The organism is Pseudidiomarina sp. WS423, from assembly GCF_050750165.1.
GTDB classification, from domain to species: Bacteria; Pseudomonadota; Gammaproteobacteria; order Enterobacterales; family Alteromonadaceae; genus Pseudidiomarina; species Pseudidiomarina fusca.
In genome coordinates this window covers 55,219-75,076 of the sequence record NZ_JBOJLN010000008.1, presented here as the reverse complement: position 1 = coordinate 75,076, position 19,858 = coordinate 55,219, and the positions used below count along the sequence as shown (strand labels likewise).

15 protein-coding genes are annotated in these 19,858 nt (G+C 49.2%); 9 read left to right on the top strand and 6 right to left on the bottom strand.

What is annotated here, in order from left to right:
* The first annotated feature begins 53 nt into the window (after positions 1-53).
* Positions 54-1,031: an alpha/beta fold hydrolase gene (locus tag ACQ661_RS08495; RefSeq protein ID WP_313933150.1), complete on the top strand. Its 978-nt coding sequence runs from the start codon at positions 54-56 to the stop codon at positions 1,029-1,031.
* Between the two features lie 8 nt (positions 1,032-1,039).
* Here ACQ661_RS08495 and ACQ661_RS08490 read toward each other — a convergent pair whose 3' ends face one another.
* The 3 genes from ACQ661_RS08490 to ACQ661_RS08480 form a co-directional block, all read right to left on the bottom strand.
* Positions 1,040-2,404 carry a DASH family cryptochrome gene (locus ACQ661_RS08490; protein ID WP_431668148.1) on the bottom strand — a complete coding sequence of 455 codons (1,365 nt, stop codon included), beginning with the start codon at positions 2,402-2,404 and terminating at the stop codon, positions 1,040-1,042.
* A 39-nt stretch (positions 2,405-2,443) separates the two neighbouring features.
* Positions 2,444-3,550: an NADH:flavin oxidoreductase gene (locus ACQ661_RS08485; protein WP_431668147.1), complete on the bottom strand. Its 1,107-nt coding sequence runs from the start codon at positions 3,548-3,550 to the stop codon at positions 2,444-2,446.
* 74 nt (positions 3,551-3,624) lie between these two features.
* A complete protein-coding gene (locus tag ACQ661_RS08480) occupies positions 3,625-4,452 on the bottom strand; it encodes a MipA/OmpV family protein (protein ID WP_431668146.1) in 828 nt (275 codons plus the stop codon).
* A gap of 188 nt (positions 4,453-4,640) precedes the next feature.
* Here ACQ661_RS08480 and ACQ661_RS08475 point away from each other — a divergent pair, with 188 nt between their 5' ends.
* Both ACQ661_RS08475 and ACQ661_RS08470 read left to right on the top strand, forming a co-directional pair.
* Entirely contained in the window at positions 4,641-5,879 is a 1,239-nt protein-coding gene (locus ACQ661_RS08475; RefSeq protein WP_431668145.1) for an NRAMP family divalent metal transporter, read from the top strand.
* Positions 5,880-6,008: 129 nt separating this feature from the next.
* Complete coding sequence (locus ACQ661_RS08470; protein ID WP_431668144.1) at positions 6,009-9,179, top strand: amidohydrolase family protein; 3,171 nt, start codon at positions 6,009-6,011, stop codon at positions 9,177-9,179.
* A 68-nt stretch (positions 9,180-9,247) separates the two neighbouring features.
* On the opposite strand, the gene ACQ661_RS08465 is transcribed toward ACQ661_RS08470, so the two are convergent.
* Both ACQ661_RS08465 and ACQ661_RS08460 read right to left on the bottom strand, forming a co-directional pair.
* On the bottom strand, positions 9,248-10,900 hold the full coding sequence (locus tag ACQ661_RS08465; RefSeq protein ID WP_431668143.1) for a M48 family metallopeptidase: 1,653 nt from the start codon (positions 10,898-10,900) through the stop codon (positions 9,248-9,250).
* A gap of 31 nt (positions 10,901-10,931) precedes the next feature.
* A complete protein-coding gene (locus ACQ661_RS08460; RefSeq protein ID WP_431668142.1) occupies positions 10,932-11,522 on the bottom strand; it encodes a LemA family protein in 591 nt (196 codons plus the stop codon).
* Positions 11,523-11,652: 130 nt separating this feature from the next.
* Between ACQ661_RS08460 and gmk the strand changes: the two genes are divergently transcribed.
* Genes gmk through ACQ661_RS08440 form a run of 4 tightly spaced genes read left to right on the top strand, consistent with a single transcriptional unit; the run spans position 11,653 to position 15,186 of the window.
* On the top strand, positions 11,653-12,297 hold the full coding sequence (gmk, locus tag ACQ661_RS08455; RefSeq protein ID WP_110075535.1) for a guanylate kinase: 645 nt from the start codon (positions 11,653-11,655) through the stop codon (positions 12,295-12,297).
* A 44-nt stretch (positions 12,298-12,341) separates the two neighbouring features.
* Positions 12,342-12,617 (top strand): DNA-directed RNA polymerase subunit omega, encoded by a 276-nt coding sequence (gene rpoZ, locus ACQ661_RS08450; protein ID WP_431668141.1) that lies wholly within the window; start codon positions 12,342-12,344, stop codon positions 12,615-12,617.
* Between the two features lie 5 nt (positions 12,618-12,622).
* A complete protein-coding gene (gene spoT, locus ACQ661_RS08445; RefSeq protein WP_162014570.1) occupies positions 12,623-14,737 on the top strand; it encodes a bifunctional GTP diphosphokinase/guanosine-3',5'-bis pyrophosphate 3'-pyrophosphohydrolase in 2,115 nt (704 codons plus the stop codon).
* Between the two features lie 56 nt (positions 14,738-14,793).
* Positions 14,794-15,186, top strand: coding sequence for a RidA family protein (locus ACQ661_RS08440; protein ID WP_153826910.1), 393 nt, complete (start codon positions 14,794-14,796; stop codon positions 15,184-15,186).
* Here the strand turns inward: ACQ661_RS08440 and ACQ661_RS08435 are convergent.
* A complete protein-coding gene (locus ACQ661_RS08435) occupies positions 15,183-16,511 on the bottom strand; it encodes a Na+/H+ antiporter NhaC family protein (RefSeq protein ID WP_313933145.1) in 1,329 nt (442 codons plus the stop codon). The two genes, ACQ661_RS08440 and ACQ661_RS08435, sit on opposite strands and share 4 nt — an antisense overlap.
* Before the next feature lie 130 nt (positions 16,512-16,641).
* Here ACQ661_RS08435 and ACQ661_RS08430 point away from each other — a divergent pair, with 130 nt between their 5' ends.
* Both ACQ661_RS08430 and ACQ661_RS08425 read left to right on the top strand, forming a co-directional pair.
* Positions 16,642-18,165 (top strand): bifunctional GNAT family N-acetyltransferase/carbon-nitrogen hydrolase family protein, encoded by a 1,524-nt coding sequence (locus ACQ661_RS08430; RefSeq protein ID WP_110075530.1) that lies wholly within the window; start codon positions 16,642-16,644, stop codon positions 18,163-18,165.
* Positions 18,166-18,203: 38 nt separating this feature from the next.
* Positions 18,204-19,856 (top strand): fatty acid--CoA ligase, encoded by a 1,653-nt coding sequence (locus tag ACQ661_RS08425; protein WP_431668140.1) that lies wholly within the window; start codon positions 18,204-18,206, stop codon positions 19,854-19,856.
* The last annotated feature ends 2 nt before the right edge of the window (positions 19,857-19,858 follow it).

Below are 19,858 nucleotides of genomic sequence, written 5' to 3'. Positions count from 1 at the left end.
GGTATTATCCAGAGCCTTACTTATTGAATAATCGATTGAATCAGGGGCTCTGGATGTTGCGTAAATTCACCGTGGCGAGTGTTGTTTTTATCTTAATGGGAACCTTGTTATCAGGGTGTTCTAGCTACGTAGAATATCAATTACTGCAACGCGCTGAGCCGATTGGTATGCCCACCACCATGCCTGAAGTGATTGCCGAAGCGGGGATGGAATCGCGGCAGTTCTGCATGCCTCACTTAGGCGGCTGCACGGGGTATCTGTATGCACCGCCTAAGACTGAGACCAACAAAAGCTCATGGGACTTTACCATGGCTTTTACGGATCGAACCGTGAACTATCAGCTAGAGCTAAACCGTGAACAAGTGCCAGAAGCTCGTCGCGGTACTATGATCTTGTTGCATGGTTTTGGTGGCAGCAAAGAAACCATGTACCTGTTGGCAGACTACTATCGTTTTCTCGGCTTTCACGTAGTGATACCTGATCTGCAAGGGCATGGTGCCTCATCGCATGACGAGCCTGGGTTTGGCGTGCTAGACGCCGACATCATTGATACCTTGATTAACTCGCTGCCAGCACGAGAGCGCCCACACCCGCTGTATTTGACTGGTTTTTCTATGGGGGCAGTTGCTGCGGCGCATGTGGCGAGCCGCCGTGATGATATTAGCGGTATGCTGTTATTTGCACCTATGCGTGATTTTGCTGAAGCTGCCTGGCAAGTAAGCCAGAAAACCCATGCACGCAGCAGTAAAATAGTCACCGAAGAAGCCATCAAAGAAGGCGTTCACAGCGCGCTAGCGCATAAACAGTTGCAGCCTGAACAGTTAGATCTGCTGCAGTTGTTGCCAGCGATAAAGGTACCTACCTTGATTCTGGCCAGTGAGCACGACAAGGTTGCGCCTTATTCTTATTTTGCGCCGTTGCAGTCAGAATCGATTCAGGTAACCGAAGTAGCTGAGCGCAATCATTTTGTGATGATGATGATGGACCAACCCTTACACCAGCAACTGTACCCTTGGTTGCAGCAGCATTAAGCAAGTAACTAGGACAGCGGCCAATCGGCCGCGTCGACATGATCTAGCTGGTGATCAAACTGGTCGCCTTGCCAACGTTTGATGAACTCTTGCTGGGGGTCGTACTGGGCGGTTTGCTTGGCTAAATCGAACCAGCGATGGCCACGAGGGTCCGCGCCAACTCCGGCTAGATATTGCCAATTACCCCAATTGGCAGCCACCTCATAATCCACCAGTTGTTGTTCAAAATAAGCAGCCCCGTAGCGCCAGTCCAATCCGAGCTCGTGTACGAGACAACTAGCCACCAACTGGCGTCCGCGATTGGACATGTAACCGGTTGCATTAAGCTGCTTCATGCAAGCGTTCACAATGGGAAAAGGGGGGTTGCCCTGGCACCATTTTTGAAATCTACCGGCGTAAAAACTGGTGCGCGATGGCCGTTGGCTGATCCCGGCAAAAGCAAACAAACGCTGCTGATAATGGCGTGCATACCAGTAAAAATACTCGCGCCACAGCAGCTCAAATAAGATCCAATAAGTATTATCGTTGGCACCTTGCTGAGCTTCATGAAGCCGCAACTGGGCTAATATTTGACGTGGTGAGAGCGAGCCGTTGGCTAACCAAGGTGAAAATTTGGTGGAATGGCTAAACTCATCTAAGCTATTGCGAGTTTGCTTGTAAGTTTGCGCATGAGCAGCGGCAAAGTAAGCTTGAAGATGTGTCAGGCCAGCTTCGCAACCGCCTTCAAATAAAGCCGTATCTGCCGGCGTGGTTGGCAGCTGCAAGTCCGTATAGGGCGCTAAACTAGCAGCTAGTTTAGCCAGCTGTGCTGGTGGCGGTGGTAAGCTTGCTGGCGCCGCCAAGGGCGTAGCAATAGCATCAATGAGGCGGTTACCAGCCGCGCCTTGTTCAAGTGCCTTTCTAAATTTAGAAAAACTGCTAGGAAAGGGCTGCAGCAAAGACGCTAGCTGAGCTTGTTCAAACAGCGAGTGAGTATGCTCTTGTACATAATCCAAAAACGGATAGCGCTGGCGCACAATATCCCAATATTGCTGCTCGTAATAGCCCGCCTGCTCACTACGGTACAGCACATCAACCCCACATTGACTAATCAGGCGGGCGATGGTTTCTAGCGGTGGACGATAACTTACCAACAGTTGCTGGCCCAGAGGTGCTAACTGTTGGTGTAGCTGTCGTAAACTCTGCTGTAAAAACTGCCAACGATGCTGGCCCATACTGCGTAAGCCATAACGATTTGGACTAAACCACTTAGGGTTAACGCAGTAGACGCATATCAGCTGGTCTGTTTCAGTTGCAGCTAGGCGCAGCAACGAATGATCTTGCACTCGTAAATCGTGCTCAAACCACATTAATCCCACTCGATGCTTTGCCATGCTTTACTTCACTCTTTAGACGAAGGTTTATGCTGGGTATTAGTCTAAAGTTTGCAGCGCTGCTTTATTAAATGCTGCCACTTCGTCAGCTCTGCCGGTGCGCATTTTGACCAACCACTGAGAGTCTTGCAGTAAAGCCCGGCCGACCGCAATCAGATCAAATTCTTGGTTGCCCATGCGTCTTACCAGCTCGTCAATACCAGACTTTTCTACCGCCGGCTTATCAGAGGCAAAGGTGCCGCTGATGAAATCTTCAGTGAGGCCGACGCTACCCACCGAAATGGTAGGCTTACCGCTCAGTTTTTGCGTCCAGCCAGCCAGGTTTAGATCGGATCCAGCGAATTCCGGCTCCCAAAAACGGCGGGTTGATGCGTGAAAAATATCCACGCCAGCTGCTACTAAAAGATCCAATAATTGTTTTAATTGCTCTGGCGACTCCGCTAATTTTGCCTCATAGGCTTGTTGCTTCCATTGCGAGAACCGAAACACAATAGCAAAATCTTCGCCAACGGCAGCCCGTACCGCTTGTACGACTTCGACGGCGAAGCGAGCGCGATTCGCTAGCGAACCACCGTATTCGTCATCACGAATGTTGGTGCCTTCCCATAAAAATTGGTCAATCAAATAGCCATGCGCACCATGAATTTCAACCCCGTCAAAACCCACTGCTTTGGCATTGCGAGCGGCTTCAGCAAAGGCTTCGATGGCAGCTTTAATATCGCTTTTAGTCATAGCTACGCCGCTAGGTTTGCTTGGCGCAAATAACCCAGAAGGGCTGTAAGCCGGAGCCGCACCTTCGTGCTCAGGTTTACGAACCGCACCCACATGCCATAATTGCGGAATGATTTGGCCACCAGCCGCATGCACCGCATCTACCACTTGTTTCCAGCCTGCTAGCGCGGCATCGCCGAACAACTGCGGCACATTAGGGAAGCCACTGGCACCAGCATGATTGATTTCGACACCTTCGGTGATGATCAAGCCAATTTCGCCTGCTGCGCGACGCTGATAATAGTCTACGATGGCTTGGTTGGGGATATTGTTCGGTGCGAAACTACGGGTCATGGGAGCCATTGCAACGCGGTTACGTAAGGTTAAGCTTTTACAACTGAAGGGTTGCAATAACGGGGATAAATCTAAAGACATGGTAACTCCTGTTAAGACAGACAACGCAGCACATCACAGTGCTGCGTCTAAATGAGCAAATACTTGTGTGAGAACTAGAAAATGTAGATAAAACCTACGCCTAGCTCAGCTTCGTAGTCGTTGCGAGTGATTGGGCTGTCTTTGATGTCACCAACATAGTGTTCGTACAGCCCTTCAACAAAGACTAACCAGTTTTCGTTGATATAAGTACGATAATTGTAGTGTAAGCCGATTGAGCGCATACCGCTACTGTAGGATGCTTGAGCTAACCCAGAAGCAGCCGCTTGTGCGGCGTTGATACCAAAATCTTGGTTGGCGCGATCGCTATCTTGGTACACGGCTACTAGCGACAACTCATTTCCGGTACCGTCTCGCTGATCAGCAAAGCGAGTACCTACGCCAAAAATACCTAGGTTACCATCTTCGCTGGCAATCACACGGCCGTCTAACCAGTAACGCCAATCGGCATCAAAGGCGCGGCGTGCTTGTAGCACAAATTCAGCGCCTTCATCAGAATCGCCAAGGCCATTGAGGTAGCCTTTGTCAGAATCAGCTTCTTCACGACCTTCATCAAAACCAATGGTTGCTTCAAATAGCCAAGTGTCAGCACGTAAGCCGCGCCAACCTATAGCTTCACCCGCAAAGTAGAAAATATCATTGCCACGGCGCCATTGCACGGCCCCTGCTGGGTCTAGTTCAAAACCAAATTCATCTGAGCCCTCGTATGCTGACTCGTATTCAACCCCAGCACCTAAGCCAATGGCCCAGCCATCTTGACCTTTGGTGAAATCATCTAAGGATGGCAAAGGAACCAATGCTGCTTGGCTATCTTGTGCCAGTGCAGCCGAATTGGCTCCTGCTAACAACGCTAAGGGTAATATGATTGCTGAAAGCTTTTTCATGGCACTTCTCTAAAAAGTATTTAATTGCCCATAAGTACGTATAGCTGTTGGTAGCAGATCTGTCATGCCAATAAAAAAGTGAGTTAGGAGATGGCTGCAACGAAGCAAACTTGAGGCTCGGTCAATTGGTGGTAATATCCTTATCAGTCATTCTCCCTAGTCATTAGCATAATAATAAGATACCTATCATGACGCAGATCACACAATCATCACGGTTACGGGCGCTAGGCCCAGGAGTTATCTTGGCCGCCGCCGCAGTTGGGGCTTCGCATTTAGTTGCTTCAACCCAGGCGGGGGCTTTGTTTGGTTGGCAGCTGTGGTGGGTGATTTTGCTGGTTAATGTACTTAAATATCCGTTTTTCCGTTTTGCTGTGTCTTATACCTTGCAACACAACGAAAGCCTGATCAGCGGCTATTATCGACAAGGGCCATGGTATTTATGGGCCTTTACGCTGCTTAATGTTATCGCGGCGGTGGTGAATACCGCAGGGGTGTTGTTACTTACTGCGACCTTGTTGCAGTTATTTATTCCGAGTTTATCGGTGCCGGTTTTGTGTTGGTTGATTCTAGTCAACAGTTGGCTGATATTATTGGGTAGCCAGTACCGAGCGCTGGATCGCATCGCCAAATGGATCATGGCGATTTTGAGTCTTGCTACGCTGGTTGCGGTCGTGATTGCCTTGGTGAATGCCACTCCGCCCCCTGCGGACTTTGTGGCGCCATCACCCTGGAGCCTGGCGGCGATCGCTTTTTTAGTAGCCATGATGGGTTGGATGCCGGTCCCTATTGAGCTGTCGGCGATTAATTCATTATGGCTGCGCAGCAAACAAAAACTGATTCAGGTAACCCTCAAGCACGGCTTATTTGATTTTAACCTGGGCTATTGGGTGACGGCTTTGCTGGCGCTTTTGTTCCTAGCGTTGGGAGCCTTAGTGCAATATGGCACTGCTCAACCTATTGCCATGGCCGGCAGCCAATTCGCTGCTCAGTTTGTTAGCTTGTACGGGGCAACGATTGGCAAGTGGTCCGAATACTTGGTAGGAGCTATTGCCTTCCTGTGTATGTTTGGTACCACCCTAGCGGTTCTCGATGGCTATGCCCGTACCCTGCGTGAGAGTTTTCGTATCATGGTGCCAGCCTCGCCGAGCAACAAAGAGACCACCGTTGGCGAATCACTCACCGTTTGGATTGTAGGCCAATCCATAGCTGGGATGTTGGTGATTCTTTACTTTAAAAGTGCGCTCGGCCCGATGCTAACCTTTGCCATGACGTTGGCATTTCTAACCACGCCATTTTTTGCTTGGCTCAACTTTAAGTTAGCGCAACGCAAACCTTTATCCTTGGCAATGCGACTTTATGCTTGGCTGGGGTTATTGTATTTGATTGGTTTTGCGCTGGCCTATGTGTATTACTTGGTCGCCCTGTAAAGCTCATGATGGTCTTGAAAAACAGTCCGTTGAGCTCAGTTCGCTTGAGTTGTGTGGCCTGAACGAATAACTATAACCTGAGCTGCTTGTCATCAAGCGGCATTGGACGAACAACAAAGGTGCTTATTTATGAAAACATTATCAACGCTGGCCCTTGCCGTTAGCGTGGCTTTATCTTTCTCAGCGCAGGCGCAAACTGAGCAGGGCTGGGATGTAAGCAATCCGCAAGGTGAATTTAAAGACATCCAGATCAAGACCACCGAAGGTACTTGGATGAACGTTGATATGAGCCCTGATGGCAAGTATATCCTGTTCGATATGCTTGGTGATATTTACCGAATTCCAGCAACTGGTGGTGATGCAGAGCTATTAATAGGCGGTATCGCTTGGCATATGCAGCCGGTGTATTCGCCAGATGGCAACTACATTGCTTTTACGTCTGATGCCGATGGTGGTGATAACATTTGGGTGATGAATGCTGATGGCAGCAATCCTCGACAAGTCACCGATGAAACCTTTCGCTTGCTCAACAGCCCGGCCTGGAGCCCTGATGGGGAGTTTATTGTGGCGCGTAAGCACTTTACCGCAAGCCGCTCGCTCGGTGCCGGCGAAGTTTGGATGTACCATCGCTCTGGTGGCTCTGGCGTAATGCTAACGGAGCGCCCGAACGATCAAAAAGATCTCGGTGAACCAGCATTTTCGCCGGATGGCCGATATATTTATTTCTCCCAAGATGATACGCCCGGTAAAACTTTCCACTACAGCAAAGACTCGTTGGAAGGCATTTATAAAATTAAACGTTATGACCGTGAAACGGGCGCTATTGAAGTGATTCTGGGCGGTGCTGGTGGGGCTATTCGACCTACGCCATCGCCAGATGGTAACTACTTGGCTTACATTAAGCGCGAAGACTTTAATAGCGTGTTGTATTTGTATGACTTACGCTCAGGCGAACAGACTCGTTTGTACAGTCAGTTGGATCGGGACATGCAAGAAACTTGGGCCATTCATGGGGTTTATCCCACCATGGATTGGAGCCCAGACGGTAACAAAATAGTCTTCTGGGCGGACGGCAAAATCATGCAGCTTGATGTTGCCAGCCGTAGCACTCGAGTTGTTCCTTTTAGTGTTGAAACCACCAAGAAAGTCCAGAATGCCCTGCGCTTTGAACAAAACATCGACCAGGATCAGTTCCGGGTAAAAATGCTACGGATGGTGCAAGTGGCCCCTAATGCCAAGCAGGTTGTGTACGAAGCTTTAGGTAAACTCTATGTGCGCAACCTACCCAATGGCGAGCCGAAGCGACTCACGGATCGCGAGGGTGCGTGGGAGCTGTATCCAAGCTACTCGCGTGACGGTAGTAAACTGGTTTATGCCACTTGGGATGACCAGCAACAGGGGCAGTTGATTGTCCGTGACTTACGCTCAGGCAAGGAAGCTGTGTTACCTACGGGTACCGGTAAATTTGTCGAACCCGTGTTTAGCCCAGATGGGCAAGCTGTGGTGTATCGCAAGTTACGCGGTGGCTATATCACACCAGACACCTATGGCTTAAATCCTGGGGTTTATCATTTATCTTTGAACGACGCTCAAGCGCAGCCGCAGTTGGTGAGTAAAAATGGCAGTTCACCGCAATTTGGCGCTCGTAGCGATCGCTTGTATCTAATGGCTTATAGTGGCAGCCCAGCGCTTATCAGTGTGGACTTAACCACCAAAGAGCAACGCACGCTCTACACCGCCGAGCATGCTACTGAATTTAGAGTGTCACCTGATGGTCAGCATTTAGCCTTTGCTGAACGCTTTAAGGTTTTTGTGACGCCGTTTGTGGAGCGTGGCGCGGCGATTAAAATTGGCCCCAACGATAAACAGTTCCCGGTCGAGCAGTTATCGGTACGAGCGGGCGAGAATATTTCTTGGGCTGGTGATGGTGGGGCGCTTTACTGGTCGTTAGGGCCAGAGCTTTACCATGCCTCGGTTGCTGGCTTGTTTGGCATCGATGATGTCAGCGGGTTCGAGCAAGTCGCTAACGGTTTAGACATTAGCTTTGTTGCCGATGCTGCCATTCATGACGACACCGTCGCTTTTGTCGGTGGGCAAGTGATCACCATGGCCGGTGATAAAGTGATTGAGAATGGCACCGTTGTTGTCACTGGCAATAAAATTGTCGCGGTGGGGCCTAGTGCTGATGTGCAAGTGCCAGCGGGTGCCACTATCATAGATACAAAGGGCAAAACGGTCATGCCTGGGCTATTTGATGGACACGCACACGGGCCGCAAGGCGACAACGAGATCATTCCCGAACAAAACTGGAAAACTTATGCCACGTTGGCATTTGGGGTGACTTCAATTCATGACCCTTCTAATGATACCAGTGAGATTTTTGCGGCGAGCGAGTTACAGAAAGCGGGCTTGATTGCGGCGCCACGCACCTTCTCAACCGGGACGATTTTGTACGGAGCCAATGGCCCAGGGTACACGGCTCATGTGGATAACTTGGATGATGCTAAGTTTCATCTTGAGCGCTTGAAAAAAGTCGGGGCGTTTTCAGTAAAAAGCTACAACCAGCCTCGTCGAAATCAGCGTCAACAGATTATTCAAGCCGGTCGCGAACTAGAGATGATGGTGGTGCCAGAAGGTGGCTCCTTATTGCAGCATAACCTGAGCATGATTGCCGATGGGCATACCACCGTTGAGCACTCTATTCCGATTGCTAAAGTCTATGATGATATCAAACAGTTCTGGAGCCAAACCGAAGTGAACTATACGCCTACCTTAGGGGTGGCGTACGGTGGTATTTGGGGTGAGAACTATTGGTATGCAGAAACCGACGTTTGGCGTCATCCCAAGTTGGCTAAGTTTGTGCCGCAGCCGGCTCTGGTCAGCTCGGTGCGACGCGAAAAAGCCCCGCATAATCACTACAATCACTTTAATAACGCTGATGTAGCTAAGCAGCTACAAGATTTGGGCGTGGATGTGGTTGCTGGCGCCCATGGTCAGCGCGAAGGTCTAGCGCAACATTGGGAAATTTGGATGATGGCACAAGGCGGTATGACGCCTTTGCAGGCGCTAGCTACCGCCACCATTAATCCGGCCAAAGAGTTTGGCATGGCCAACTACCTAGGTTCGCTAGAGCAGGGCAAATTGGCGGACATCATCGTCATTGATGGCGACCCGTTACAGGATATTAGGGTGACGGATCGCGTGACTCATACCATGGTGAATGGCCGCTTGTACGATGCCGAAACCATGCATCAGTTGGTTCCTAAAGCAGCGCCGCGGAAGGCCTTCTTCTGGGAATAACAGGTGACCGAAAATAAGCAAAAAACCCCGCTTTACCTGACCGGTGTAGCGGGGTTTTTTTATAGCTATCATTCTGGCTCGAGATCAGGCTCGAGATCAGGCAAGGGAGCGCCGATACATGCGCATAGAGTGGCGATGAGTTTGTGCTCTACTGCGGAGACTTTGGCATCAGCATGAATGGTTTCGTACCAACGTTGTACTAAGGTTTGCTTAGCCTGCGGTGACCAACTCTTGCAGGTATTAAGAGCCCGTTCAAGTTGCGTAAAATCGATGGCTTGCTGCTGCTCTGCTGCGGTTAAGGCAGCTACCGTAATATCAAAAGCTTGGTCATTCGCAAGGGTATGCTTGAATTTGCTAGCAGGTAATAAGTGCCGCGCAAGTAACTGATACAGACACCAATGAAATAAATCACCGCCGTTGGCAACGCGCTGGGCCAAGTGCTCTAAATCTTTCACAATATCCAGTTGGCTACTGGTTGAGGCGAGCTGCAGCGCCGGAATCGCAAGTTCAACCAAGGCTAATTGCTGCGCAGCGGTAAGCTCAGCTAGTGGGCTGACTGTGCCAATCACGTTAGCCTCTAGCAACCCCCGAATAAGTTGCGGCGCTTGCTGTGGGCTGCGGGCTTGCTCCAATAACAACGCCGGTAGGGCTAGCTTGGCTAACTGCTCCAGCGCATTAGGGCGCTGTTGCTGCTGTCGTGCCTGTTGGGTTTGGCTAAAGTGTTGTTGTGGGCTCGGATACTTACCGTTCCAGTGGGGAGTAAGGCGTTTGATGCGTTGCGCTAGCGGTGGATGCGTTGCCATCAAAGTAAACCAAGAGCTGAGTGCTTGGCCGAAAAATAAGTGAGAGGCCTCGTCGGCGTTGCTATGGTGCACGCGACTGCCATGCTGGCGCGCGCCAATTTGCTGTAGGGCGCCGGCAAGCGCTTCGGGATTGCGGGTAAATTGCACCGCTGCAGCATCGGCTAAATATTCACGCTGGCGACTCACGGCAGCTTTAATCAACTGCCCGAAGAATACCCCAATGCTGCCTACTACCAGCAGCGCCACGCCCACTAAAGGTAGTGCATTTTTATTGTTGCGCCGCGAACTAAAGCGCGACGAACGCAGCAGCATGTAACCCAAATGGGTTAACGAAAGAATACCGGCTAGGGCGGCAATTAAGCGAATATTGAGCCGCATATCACCATTAAGGATATGGCTGAACTCGTGGGCGACCACTGCTTGCAACTGTTCGCGTGAAAAGGTTTCAACGGCACCACGAGTAAGGCCGATGGCAGCATCTTTGGTTTCGTAGCCAGCGGCAAAGGCATTAATACCGGCTTCGTTGGGGAGTAGATAGACTGCTGGTACCGGTAAGTTGGCGGCGATAGCCATTTCTTCAACCACATTAAGAACACGTCGTTCTAGTGGGTCGCTGCTATCAGGTGCGAGTTGGATGCCACCTAAGCTTTCAGCCACCACATGCCCGCCAGGACGAAGCTGCAGCCATTTTACTAGGCAGACCAACAAAATACCTCCAGCAACAACGGCCATAGTAATTATCAGCGGTTGCCAAAAAATCTGGGTGGGGGCGGTGTCACTGACGATCACAGCGCCAGAAAAAACCGCAACGGCGGCTGTTACTATGCCAATGATTGAGATAAAGGCGAGAAAAAATAACAGCACCAGCAGGCTGGTATTGCGCTTGGCCTGCTGTTGCTGAGCAAAGAAATTCACCATGGTAGCTTACCTAATTTATCCGCAACTAACATTAAAAGGACACTTTAGGTGCAGCTTGAATCTCGTTACTATCGGCAAATTCAAGTAAGCTGGCATCGTCACGATGACCAAAAAAGCCGGCAAAGACCACCGGTGGAAAGGATTGTTTGTAGGTGTTGTAGGACATCACGGCATCGTTGAATGCCTGCCGTGCAAAGGCAACCCGATTTTCGGTGCTGGTGAGTTCTTCAGACACTTGCATCATGTTTTGGTTAGCTTTTAAATCAGGGTAAGCCTCCATCACCACATTTAACCGGCCCAAAGCACTCCCTAGGGCGCCTTCGGCTCCACCTAATTGTTGCATGGCTTGATTGTTGGTGAGGTCTTGTTTGGCTTGTGGTAATGCAGCTAAAGCCTGGTTTCTTGCCTGAATCACGGCTTCGAGTGTATCGGCTTCGTGCTTCATGTAGGTCTTAGCTGTTTCCACTAAGTTGGGGATGAGATCGTAACGGCGTTTAAGCTGCACTTCGATCTGCGCAAAGGCATTTTTAAATTGATTACGCAAGCGCACCAAGTTGTTATAGATGCTAACCGCCCAAACGAGTAACAACACTGCAATGATAATAATAATCCAGCCAGTCATGGGTCATCTCCTGCGCCACCTAAGGTGGCAATCATAGTTTTTAGAATGAGGTACAGCATCAGGTATCGCACGTTTTAATGCAACATGCTATGCTTTGCCGTTATTCGCAAGCCATTCAATGTAAGCATTCATGACAACAAATAGCATAGCTACCGGCAATTTATTTATCTTAGCTGCTCCTAGTGGAGCCGGGAAATCTAGTTTAATTCGTGCGCTACTAGAGCGCCATAGCCACGATAGTATGCAGGTTTCTGTGTCTTGCACAACGCGAGCTCCACGCCCCGGTGAAGTAGACGGTGAACACTATCATTTTCTTTCTGAGGCTGAGTTTAAAGAAAAAATTGCTAACGATGAATTTTATGAATGGGCCCATGTGTTTGGTAATTATTACGGCACTTCACGCGTTTACATTGAACAGACGTTAGCGGAAGGCATTGATGTCTTTCTTGATATCGATTGGCAAGGAGCACGGCAAGTGCGAGAGGCGCATCCCCATGCGCAATCTATTTTTATCATCCCGCCTAGCTTAGAGATCTTAGAGCAACGCTTGCGTGGCCGCGGTCAAGATAGCGATGAAGTTATTCGTGGGCGGATGGCAAAAGCGCAAGCAGAGCTATCTCATTACCATGAATTTGACTACCTACTGGTGAATGATAAATTTGCGCAAACGTTGGCTCAATTAGAGCATATTGTGTTTGCGCAGCGCCTTAAGGTAGGATTACAGCAAGTGCGGCATGCCGCAAAACTTAAAGATCTCTTGGCGAATGGCGGGTAAATCCGTATAATTCCTGACCCGTTTTGCACATAGTTGGAGTAATCATGGCTCGCGTAACCGTAGAAGAAGCAGTTGACCGCATTGGCAACCGATTTGATTTAGTGCTAGTAGCAGCACGTCGTGCTCGTCAATTGGCGACTCAAGGTAAAGATTCATTGGTACCTTGGAAGAGCAACGAAAAGGCAACCGTGATCGCGTTGCGTGAAATTGAGTCTGGTAAAATTGATGCAGGCCGCTTAGATGCTGCCGAGCGCACTGAAGCCGCGCAAATGGAAGCTGATGAACTGGCAGCCGTTGACGCAGTTCGTGGGCTTGAGTAAATCGGGTGTATTTGTTTGAAGGCCTCAGGCAACAACTGACTGAGTACTTACCACCAGAGCAGGTGGAGCGCACTGCTGCGGCTTATCGATTAGCCGCAGAAGCGCACAAACCACAAAAACGTAGTAGTGGCGAACCTTACATTACCCATCCAGTAGCTGTGGCTAGTTTATTAGCCGACATGCGCTTAGATCACGAAACCATCATGGCAGCGCTGTTGCATGATGTGATTGAAGACACGCCTTTTACCCAAGAAGATTTGGCTGAACAGTTTGGTAGCACCGTTGCCGAGCTGGTTGAAGGCGTGTCTAAACTAGATAAATTGCAGTTTAATTCAAAAGAAGAGCTGCAAACGGAAAACTATCGCAAGATGATTATGGCGATGGTGCATGATATTCGAGTGATTCTGATTAAATTAGCAGACCGCACTCATAACATGCGTACTATCGGTCATTTACGTCCTGATAAACGGCGTCGTATTGCCCGTGAAACCCTCGAAATTTATGCGCCCTTGGCGCATCGCTTAGGTATTCATGACATCAAAAATGAATTAGAGCTGCTTGGTTTTCATGCGCTGTATCCGTGGCGAGCGCGCTTGCTTGAGTCTCAGGTGAAAATGGCTCGCGGTAATCGCCGCGAGCTGGTGGAACGGGTTCAGCAAGAAATCGAAAAACGCTTACACGATGTGGGTATCAAAGCGCGAGTATTGGGCCGCGAAAAGCATTTGTACAGTATCTACCAAAAGATGCTGCACAAAGAATTGCGCTTTGAACAGGTCATGGACATTTATGCATTTCGCGTGATTGTCGATGAGGTTGATACCTGCTATCGCGTGTTAGGTGCCCTGCACAATCTCTACAAGCCCATTGAAACCCGCTTTAAAGATTACATTGCAATCCCGAAATCAAACGGCTATCAATCCTTGCACACCTCGCTGAAGGGGCCTTATGGCATTCCGGTCGAAGTCCAAATTCGTACCGAAGAAATGAACTTGATGGCAGACCGAGGTGTGGCGGCGCATTGGTTATATAAAACCGAAGATAGTAGTGGCACCACGGCACAGGTTCGAGCACGGCGCTGGATGCAGAGCTTACTTGAGTTGCAGCAAAGTACTGGGAATGCGTTTGAGTTTATCGAAAACGTTAAATCTGAGCTGTTTCCAGAAGAAATTTATGTGTTTACTCCCGAGGGGCGCATCATTGAGTTGCCACAAGGGGCAACGCCGGTAGACTTTGCTTACGCAGTGCACACGGATATAGGTAACACTTGTATTGGTGCCAAAGTGAATCACAAAGTGCACTCGCTTTCTAAGCCGTTAGAAACAGGGCAAACTGTCGAAATTAAAACAGCACCAGGCTCACGCCCTAATATTGCTTGGTTGAACTTTGTGGTCACTGGCAAGGCGCGGGCCAAAATCCGTCAGTATTTGAAAGGACAAGAGTTCCGTGAAGCGGAAAATCTTGGCGAACGTCTGTTACGTGCCGCCTTAGGCCCAGTCAACTTTGATGAAATAAGTGACGCTGAATTTACCCGTGTGCTACACGAAGTGAAGTTAGAGTCTAAAGAGCAACTGCTGCGCGAAATCGGTTTAGGCAATATGATGTCGATTGCGATTGCCAAGCGTCTATTGGGTGAATTAGCACAGCTGAAAGATGATGGTAGCGCCAGCCCTGTTCGTAGTACGCTAGCTATTCGCGGTGCTGAAGGCTTGTTGATGAGCTTTGCGAAGTGTTGTCGGCCGATACCAGGTGATGAGATTATTGCCCACGTCAGCCCAGGTAAAGGCTTGGTAGTACACCGGCGAGAATGTAAAAACGTGCGTGGTTTTGAAGATGAGCCTGGACGCTACTTCCCCGTGCAGTGGGAAGCCAACCCGGACGGAGAATTTATTACCGAAGTGCGGGTAGAGGTGATTAATCATCAAGGTGTGTTAGCTAAGCTAACAACAGCTATTGCTGCTGCTGGTTGTAATATTCATGGCCTGAAAACCGAAGAGCTCGATGCCAATATTTACTATATTGATGTCGCTCTTACCGTACGAGATCGAACTCAACTAGCCAACGTGTTGCGACATATCCGAAAGATGCCCGATGTGCAACGCGTGTGGCGACTGCGCAAATAACCCCCTTAGTTATCTGTCCTTACCCCAATTAACAGAACTTACTTTTAGGAACAACTATGTCGAAAGTTATTATCAGTACCGATAATGCTCCAGCCGCAATTGGTACCTACTCACAAGCAGTAAAAATTGGCACCACTGTGTATTTGTCGGGCCAGATCCCACTAGTGCCGAGCAGCATGACGGTGATTAGCGAAGATTTTCGTGAGCAAGCGGTGCAAGTGTTCAAAAACCTTGCTGCAGTTTGTGAAGCTGCCGGTGGTGAACTGCAGGATATGGTGAAAGTACAAATTTATTTAACCGATTTAAGTCATTTTGCTGTGGTGAATGAAGTGATGGCTGAGTTCTTCCAAGCGCCGTACCCCGCTCGCGCAGCGATTGGAGTACGGGCATTGCCCAAAAATGTACAGATTGAAATTGATGGTGTGATGGAACTGCCTAGTACTAACTAGGCAGTTGCTGTGCTACTGGCGCGGCTCTCTAAGGGTTTGCGCCAGATAATCATCGCCAAGGATACCCCTCCTAAAATAAAGCAGTAGCCGGTATGCAAGCTCACTTCTAACGGCGACAAACCAAAACTAGCCCCCATCAATAAGGCTTGTGCGCCGTAGGGCAAAGCACCTTGTACTACACAGGCAAAAATATCCAGTAAGCTCGCGCTTTGTCGTGGTGCTAGATCGCCTTCTTCAGCTAGACGTTTACTCACTTCGCCACTTAATAAAATGGTGACTGTATTATTAGCCACAGCAAAGTTTGTTAGCGCGGTTAAGCCTGCCACGCCAAAGGCCGCCCGTTGTTGTTTGTGCTTGAACAAACGTTTGGTAACTGTGCCTACGGCATCCGCAAGAAATTGTAGGCCACCTTGCTGGCGGATCAGCGCACTCAAGCCGCCAATAAGAAGTGACAGCAAGAAGATTTCTTGCATGCTGGTAAAGCCTTGGTAGATGTCCTTGCTAAAGGCAACCCATTGATAGTCAACCGTGGCCATGCCGAACGCAGCAGCTAAAATGATACCCAGGGTCAGCACAGCAAACACATTTAAGCCGAGCACGGCAAGCACAATAATAAAAAAGTACGGCAAGGCCAGCCAGAGATTAGCCTCTGGTATTTTCGGAGGGACTGCACCGGTATCGTAGGTGAAAAGCCAAATCAGCGTAATGGCAGCAGCTGGCAAAGCAATTTTTAGATTAGCTTTGAACTTGTCGCTCATGGCGCAGCCTTGGGTACGTGTAGCTGCGATAGTCGTGTCTGAAATAAATGACAAGTTATCCCCGAACATGGATCCGCTTACCAAGACTCCAGCTAATAACGCTAAGTCGATATCAGCAGCCTGACCGAGGCCCAGAGCCACTGGAGCTAGCGCAGCTAGGGTGCCCATCGAGGTACCCATAGCGGTAGACACCACAGCGGCAATAATAAATAGGCCTGGCAGCAAAAACTGTGGTGGAATCACGTTTAAACCCAAGGCCACCATGGCATCGACGCCACCGGTCGCCGCTGCTACCGTAGAAAATGCTCCGGCTAATAAATAAATCATGCACATGGTGACGATATTGCGCTCGCCGACACCCGCCACGAAAGTATTGATACGTTCTTCAAAGGCTTGCTTGCTGAGTAGTACTGCTAAAATAATAGCGGGCAGAATAGCAACGGGACTATTAAGCTGATAAAAGGCATAGTCGACCCCAGTCACTTGAAAGTAGACACCTACACCTAAAAACAGCGAAAGAAAGAGCAGTAAGGGTAAAAGTGCTTTGGCACTAGCGGGTTGATTCATCGTTTTTCCTGCGCAGTGTTATTGTTGTTTTAGACGTCCAGAAGTTTATATGTCTTATGTTGACGTTGCAAGCTTTGCCTATTCGTCATACCTTTAATTGATGTTGTACACAGAACCACAAAGGAAGTCTATGAGCCCTGATGATCTACATTTACAGTTACGTAATCTAAAAGATGAGGATTACCCTCAGTTAAAACCGTTAATGGACAAGGTGTATCCAGACATTGGCGGGGCTTGGGGTGAGGCTACCATTCGGAAATTAATCAAAGAATTTCCTGAAGGTCAGATCTGTTTAGAAGATGGCGGCCAACTGGTGGGCGTAGCGTTAACGGTACGGGTTAAATACGCTCGTTTTAGTAACCCCCATACCTACGATGATTTAATGGATGCGCGTGAGAATATTCTCAATGATCGTAAAGGTGATGCGCTGTATGGCCTGGATGTACTGATTCATCCTGATTATCGTGGCTATCGTTTAGGTCGGCGTTTGTACGATGCGCGTAAAGAACTTTGCCGCCAGCTTAATCTGAAGGCCATTTTAGCGGGTGGTCGCATTGTTAACTTTCACAAATATGCTGATGAGCTGAGCCCTGGGCAATATATTGAAGGGGTGCATCGGCGCGAAATTTATGACCCGATTTTAACCTTTCAGTTAGCTAACGATTTCACCGTAAAACGTTTGTTAGGTAAGTACCTCCCCGAGGATAAGCGTTCGGCTGGTTTTGCCACGCTCCTTGAATGGAATAACTTTTTGTACGAGCCATCGGACAATATTCTAGGTAGCCGCATCCGCAATGTCCGCGTTGGGGCGGTGCAGTGGCAAATGCGCTCAGTGGAGTCGGTGGAAGAAATGCTGCGTCAAGTTGAATACTTTGTCGATGCCATGTCGAGCTATCAAAGTGATTTTGCGGTGTTCCCAGAATTTTTTAATGCACCGCTGATGGGGCTGACAGATCAGAGCCAGCAGAAAGATGCGATCCGGTTTTTAGCTAGCTTTACCGAACGCTTTAAACGTGAAATGTCACAGATGGCGGTCAGTTACAACGTCAATATCATTACTGGCTCGATGCCACTCGATGAAGATGACGTGATTTATAACGTGTCTTATTTGTGTCGCCGCGACGGTACCGTTGAAGAACAACGAAAAATACATGTCACCCCGCATGAAAAGCGTGACTGGGTCATTGAAGGCGGCGATGTGGTTAAAGTGTTTGATACCGATGCCGGCCGTGTGGGCATTTTAATTTGCTACGACGTGGAGTTTCCTGAATTGGGTCGACTGATGGCGGCCGAAGGTTTAGAAGTGTTGTTTGTGCCGTTTTGGACAGATACCCGCAATGCCTATCTGCGTGTGCGTCACTGCGCCCAAGCCCGCGCGGTTGAAAACGAGTGTTATGTGGTGACCTGTGGCAGCGTGGGTAACTTACCGCAAGTAGAAAGTCTGGATGTGCAGTACGCCCAGTCTGCGGTGTTTTCGCCGTCAGACTTTGCCTTTCCGTACGATGCTATTTTAGCGGAAACCACGCCAAACACTGAGCAACTTATTTTTTCGGATCTAAACTTAGACGAATTACGTTATTTACATCATGAAGGCTCGGTCACGAACCTGAAAGATCGTCGTACCGATATCTACGAAGTTACCCGTAAGTGGTAACTCTATAAAAATAAAAGACAGAACAACAAGGACAACCTATGTCAGTAAAACTACTAAAGCCGGCTGATGAAGCCTATCAGTATCCGTTACTGATAAAGCAGTTATTACTCTCAAGCGAGCGCTACGGTGCTAATAACGAGATCGTTGGCGGTAATAATGGCAAGCGTTACAGTTATGCTGAGTTTAATCAGCGCGTGCAACGCCTCGCTAATATGCTGACCGAGCAAGGAGTGAAGCAAGGTGATGTGGTGGCGGTGTTGGATTGGGATACACCGCGCTATCTTGAGTGCTTTTTCGCTATTCCCATGCTTGGCGCTGTGTTGCATACGGTGAACGTGCGCTTAGCCCCCGAGCAAATTGTCTACACCATGAATCATGCCGAGGATAAAGTGGTGTTGGCGCACGATGACTTCTTGCCGTTGTTAGCGAAAGTAAAACATGAGCTGGTAACCGTCGAAAAATACATCCAGCTAAGTGATAGCGATACTCCAGCGGAGCCTGCGCTGGCCACCGTGGGTGATTACGAGAGCTTATTGGCAGCGGCGTTGCCGGAATATGATTTCCCTGATTTTGACGAAAACGCTATTGCCACAACCTTTTACACCACCGGCACCACCGGCAACCCGAAAGGGGTGTACTTTTCGCATCGACAATTGGTGCTGCACACACTCACCTTAGCAGCCACTACAAGCATGAATGACAATATGCAGTTGATGCAGGCTGGTAGTGTGTATATGCCAATCACTCCAATGTTTCACGTGCATGCTTGGGGCGTACCTTATGTCGCCACCATGATGGGGCTCAAGCAAGTGTATCCTGGTCGTTACGAACCAGCGACTTTGTTGCAGTTGTTTGTACGAGAAAAGGTGACCTTCTCGCACTGTGTGCCGACCATTTTACAGATGGTACTGAGTAGTGAAAAAGCTCAAGCGATTGATTTTAGCGGCTGGCAGGTGTTAATTGGAGGCAGTGCGCTAACGGCGGGCTTAGCTGATGCCGCCCTCGCACGCGGTGTTCAGGTCTATACCGGCTACGGTATGTCCGAAACCTGTCCACTGTTGAGTACCACCTGGTTGCCGCTTGAGGCCTCGGACTTTGATCAACAGCGCCAAGTACAAGAGCGAATCAAAACCGGGCGCCCAGTGCCACTGGTGAATATGCGTATTATTGATAATAACGGTCGTTTTTTACCACATGATGGTGAGGCTATGGGTGAGGTTGTGGTGCGCACACCATGGCTCACTCAGGGGTATCTAAACGAGCCAGAAAAAAGTGCTGAGCTGTGGGCTAATGGCTGGATGCATACAGGCGATGTCGGCACCATTGATAGTAACTACACCCTGCAAATTCGTGACCGTATCAAAGATGTGATTAAAACGGGCGGTGAATGGATTTCCTCGTTAGATCTGGAAAACCTCATCAGTCAGCATCCTGACATTGAACTGACAGCTGTGGTGGGACTCCCTGATGCAGAGTGGGGTGAGCGCCCTCATGCTATGCTTACAGTGAAAGCTGATGCTGCCGTTGATCGCGAGCAAGTTGCTGATCATTTACAGCAGTTTATTGAGGCCGGCTTGATTGAAAAATGGGCGATTCCTGATTCGGTCACCGTGGTTGCGGAGATTCCTCGCACCAGCGTTGGTAAAATCGATAAAAAACTGATTCGCAAGCAGCTGCAAGCAGCAAATTAGCA

What these genes read in the sequence shown, in the direction of transcription:
- ACQ661_RS08435 (WP_313933145.1), bottom strand. Translation starts at nt 16,511, where the DNA reads ATGAATCAACCCGCTAGTGCCAAAGCACTTTTACCCTTACTGCTCTTT.
- ACQ661_RS08440 (WP_153826910.1), top strand. Translation starts at nt 14,794, where the DNA reads ATGTCGAAAGTTATTATCAGTACCGATAATGCTCCAGCCGCAATTGGT.
- ACQ661_RS08485 (WP_431668147.1), bottom strand. Translation starts at nt 3,550, where the DNA reads ATGTCTTTAGATTTATCCCCGTTATTGCAACCCTTCAGTTGTAAAAGC.
- rpoZ (WP_431668141.1), top strand. Translation starts at nt 12,342, where the DNA reads ATGGCTCGCGTAACCGTAGAAGAAGCAGTTGACCGCATTGGCAACCGA.
- ACQ661_RS08480 (WP_431668146.1), bottom strand. Translation starts at nt 4,452, where the DNA reads ATGAAAAAGCTTTCAGCAATCATATTACCCTTAGCGTTGTTAGCAGGA.
- ACQ661_RS08470 (WP_431668144.1), top strand. Translation starts at nt 6,009, where the DNA reads ATGAAAACATTATCAACGCTGGCCCTTGCCGTTAGCGTGGCTTTATCT.
- ACQ661_RS08425 (WP_431668140.1), top strand. Translation starts at nt 18,204, where the DNA reads ATGTCAGTAAAACTACTAAAGCCGGCTGATGAAGCCTATCAGTATCCG.
- ACQ661_RS08465 (WP_431668143.1), bottom strand. Translation starts at nt 10,900, where the DNA reads ATGGTGAATTTCTTTGCTCAGCAACAGCAGGCCAAGCGCAATACCAGC.
- gmk (WP_110075535.1), top strand. Translation starts at nt 11,653, where the DNA reads ATGACAACAAATAGCATAGCTACCGGCAATTTATTTATCTTAGCTGCT.
- ACQ661_RS08490 (WP_431668148.1), bottom strand. Translation starts at nt 2,404, where the DNA reads ATGGCAAAGCATCGAGTGGGATTAATGTGGTTTGAGCACGATTTACGA.
- ACQ661_RS08430 (WP_110075530.1), top strand. Translation starts at nt 16,642, where the DNA reads ATGAGCCCTGATGATCTACATTTACAGTTACGTAATCTAAAAGATGAG.
- ACQ661_RS08475 (WP_431668145.1), top strand. Translation starts at nt 4,641, where the DNA reads ATGACGCAGATCACACAATCATCACGGTTACGGGCGCTAGGCCCAGGA.
- ACQ661_RS08460 (WP_431668142.1), bottom strand. Translation starts at nt 11,522, where the DNA reads ATGACTGGCTGGATTATTATTATCATTGCAGTGTTGTTACTCGTTTGG.
- ACQ661_RS08495 (WP_313933150.1), top strand. Translation starts at nt 54, where the DNA reads ATGTTGCGTAAATTCACCGTGGCGAGTGTTGTTTTTATCTTAATGGGA.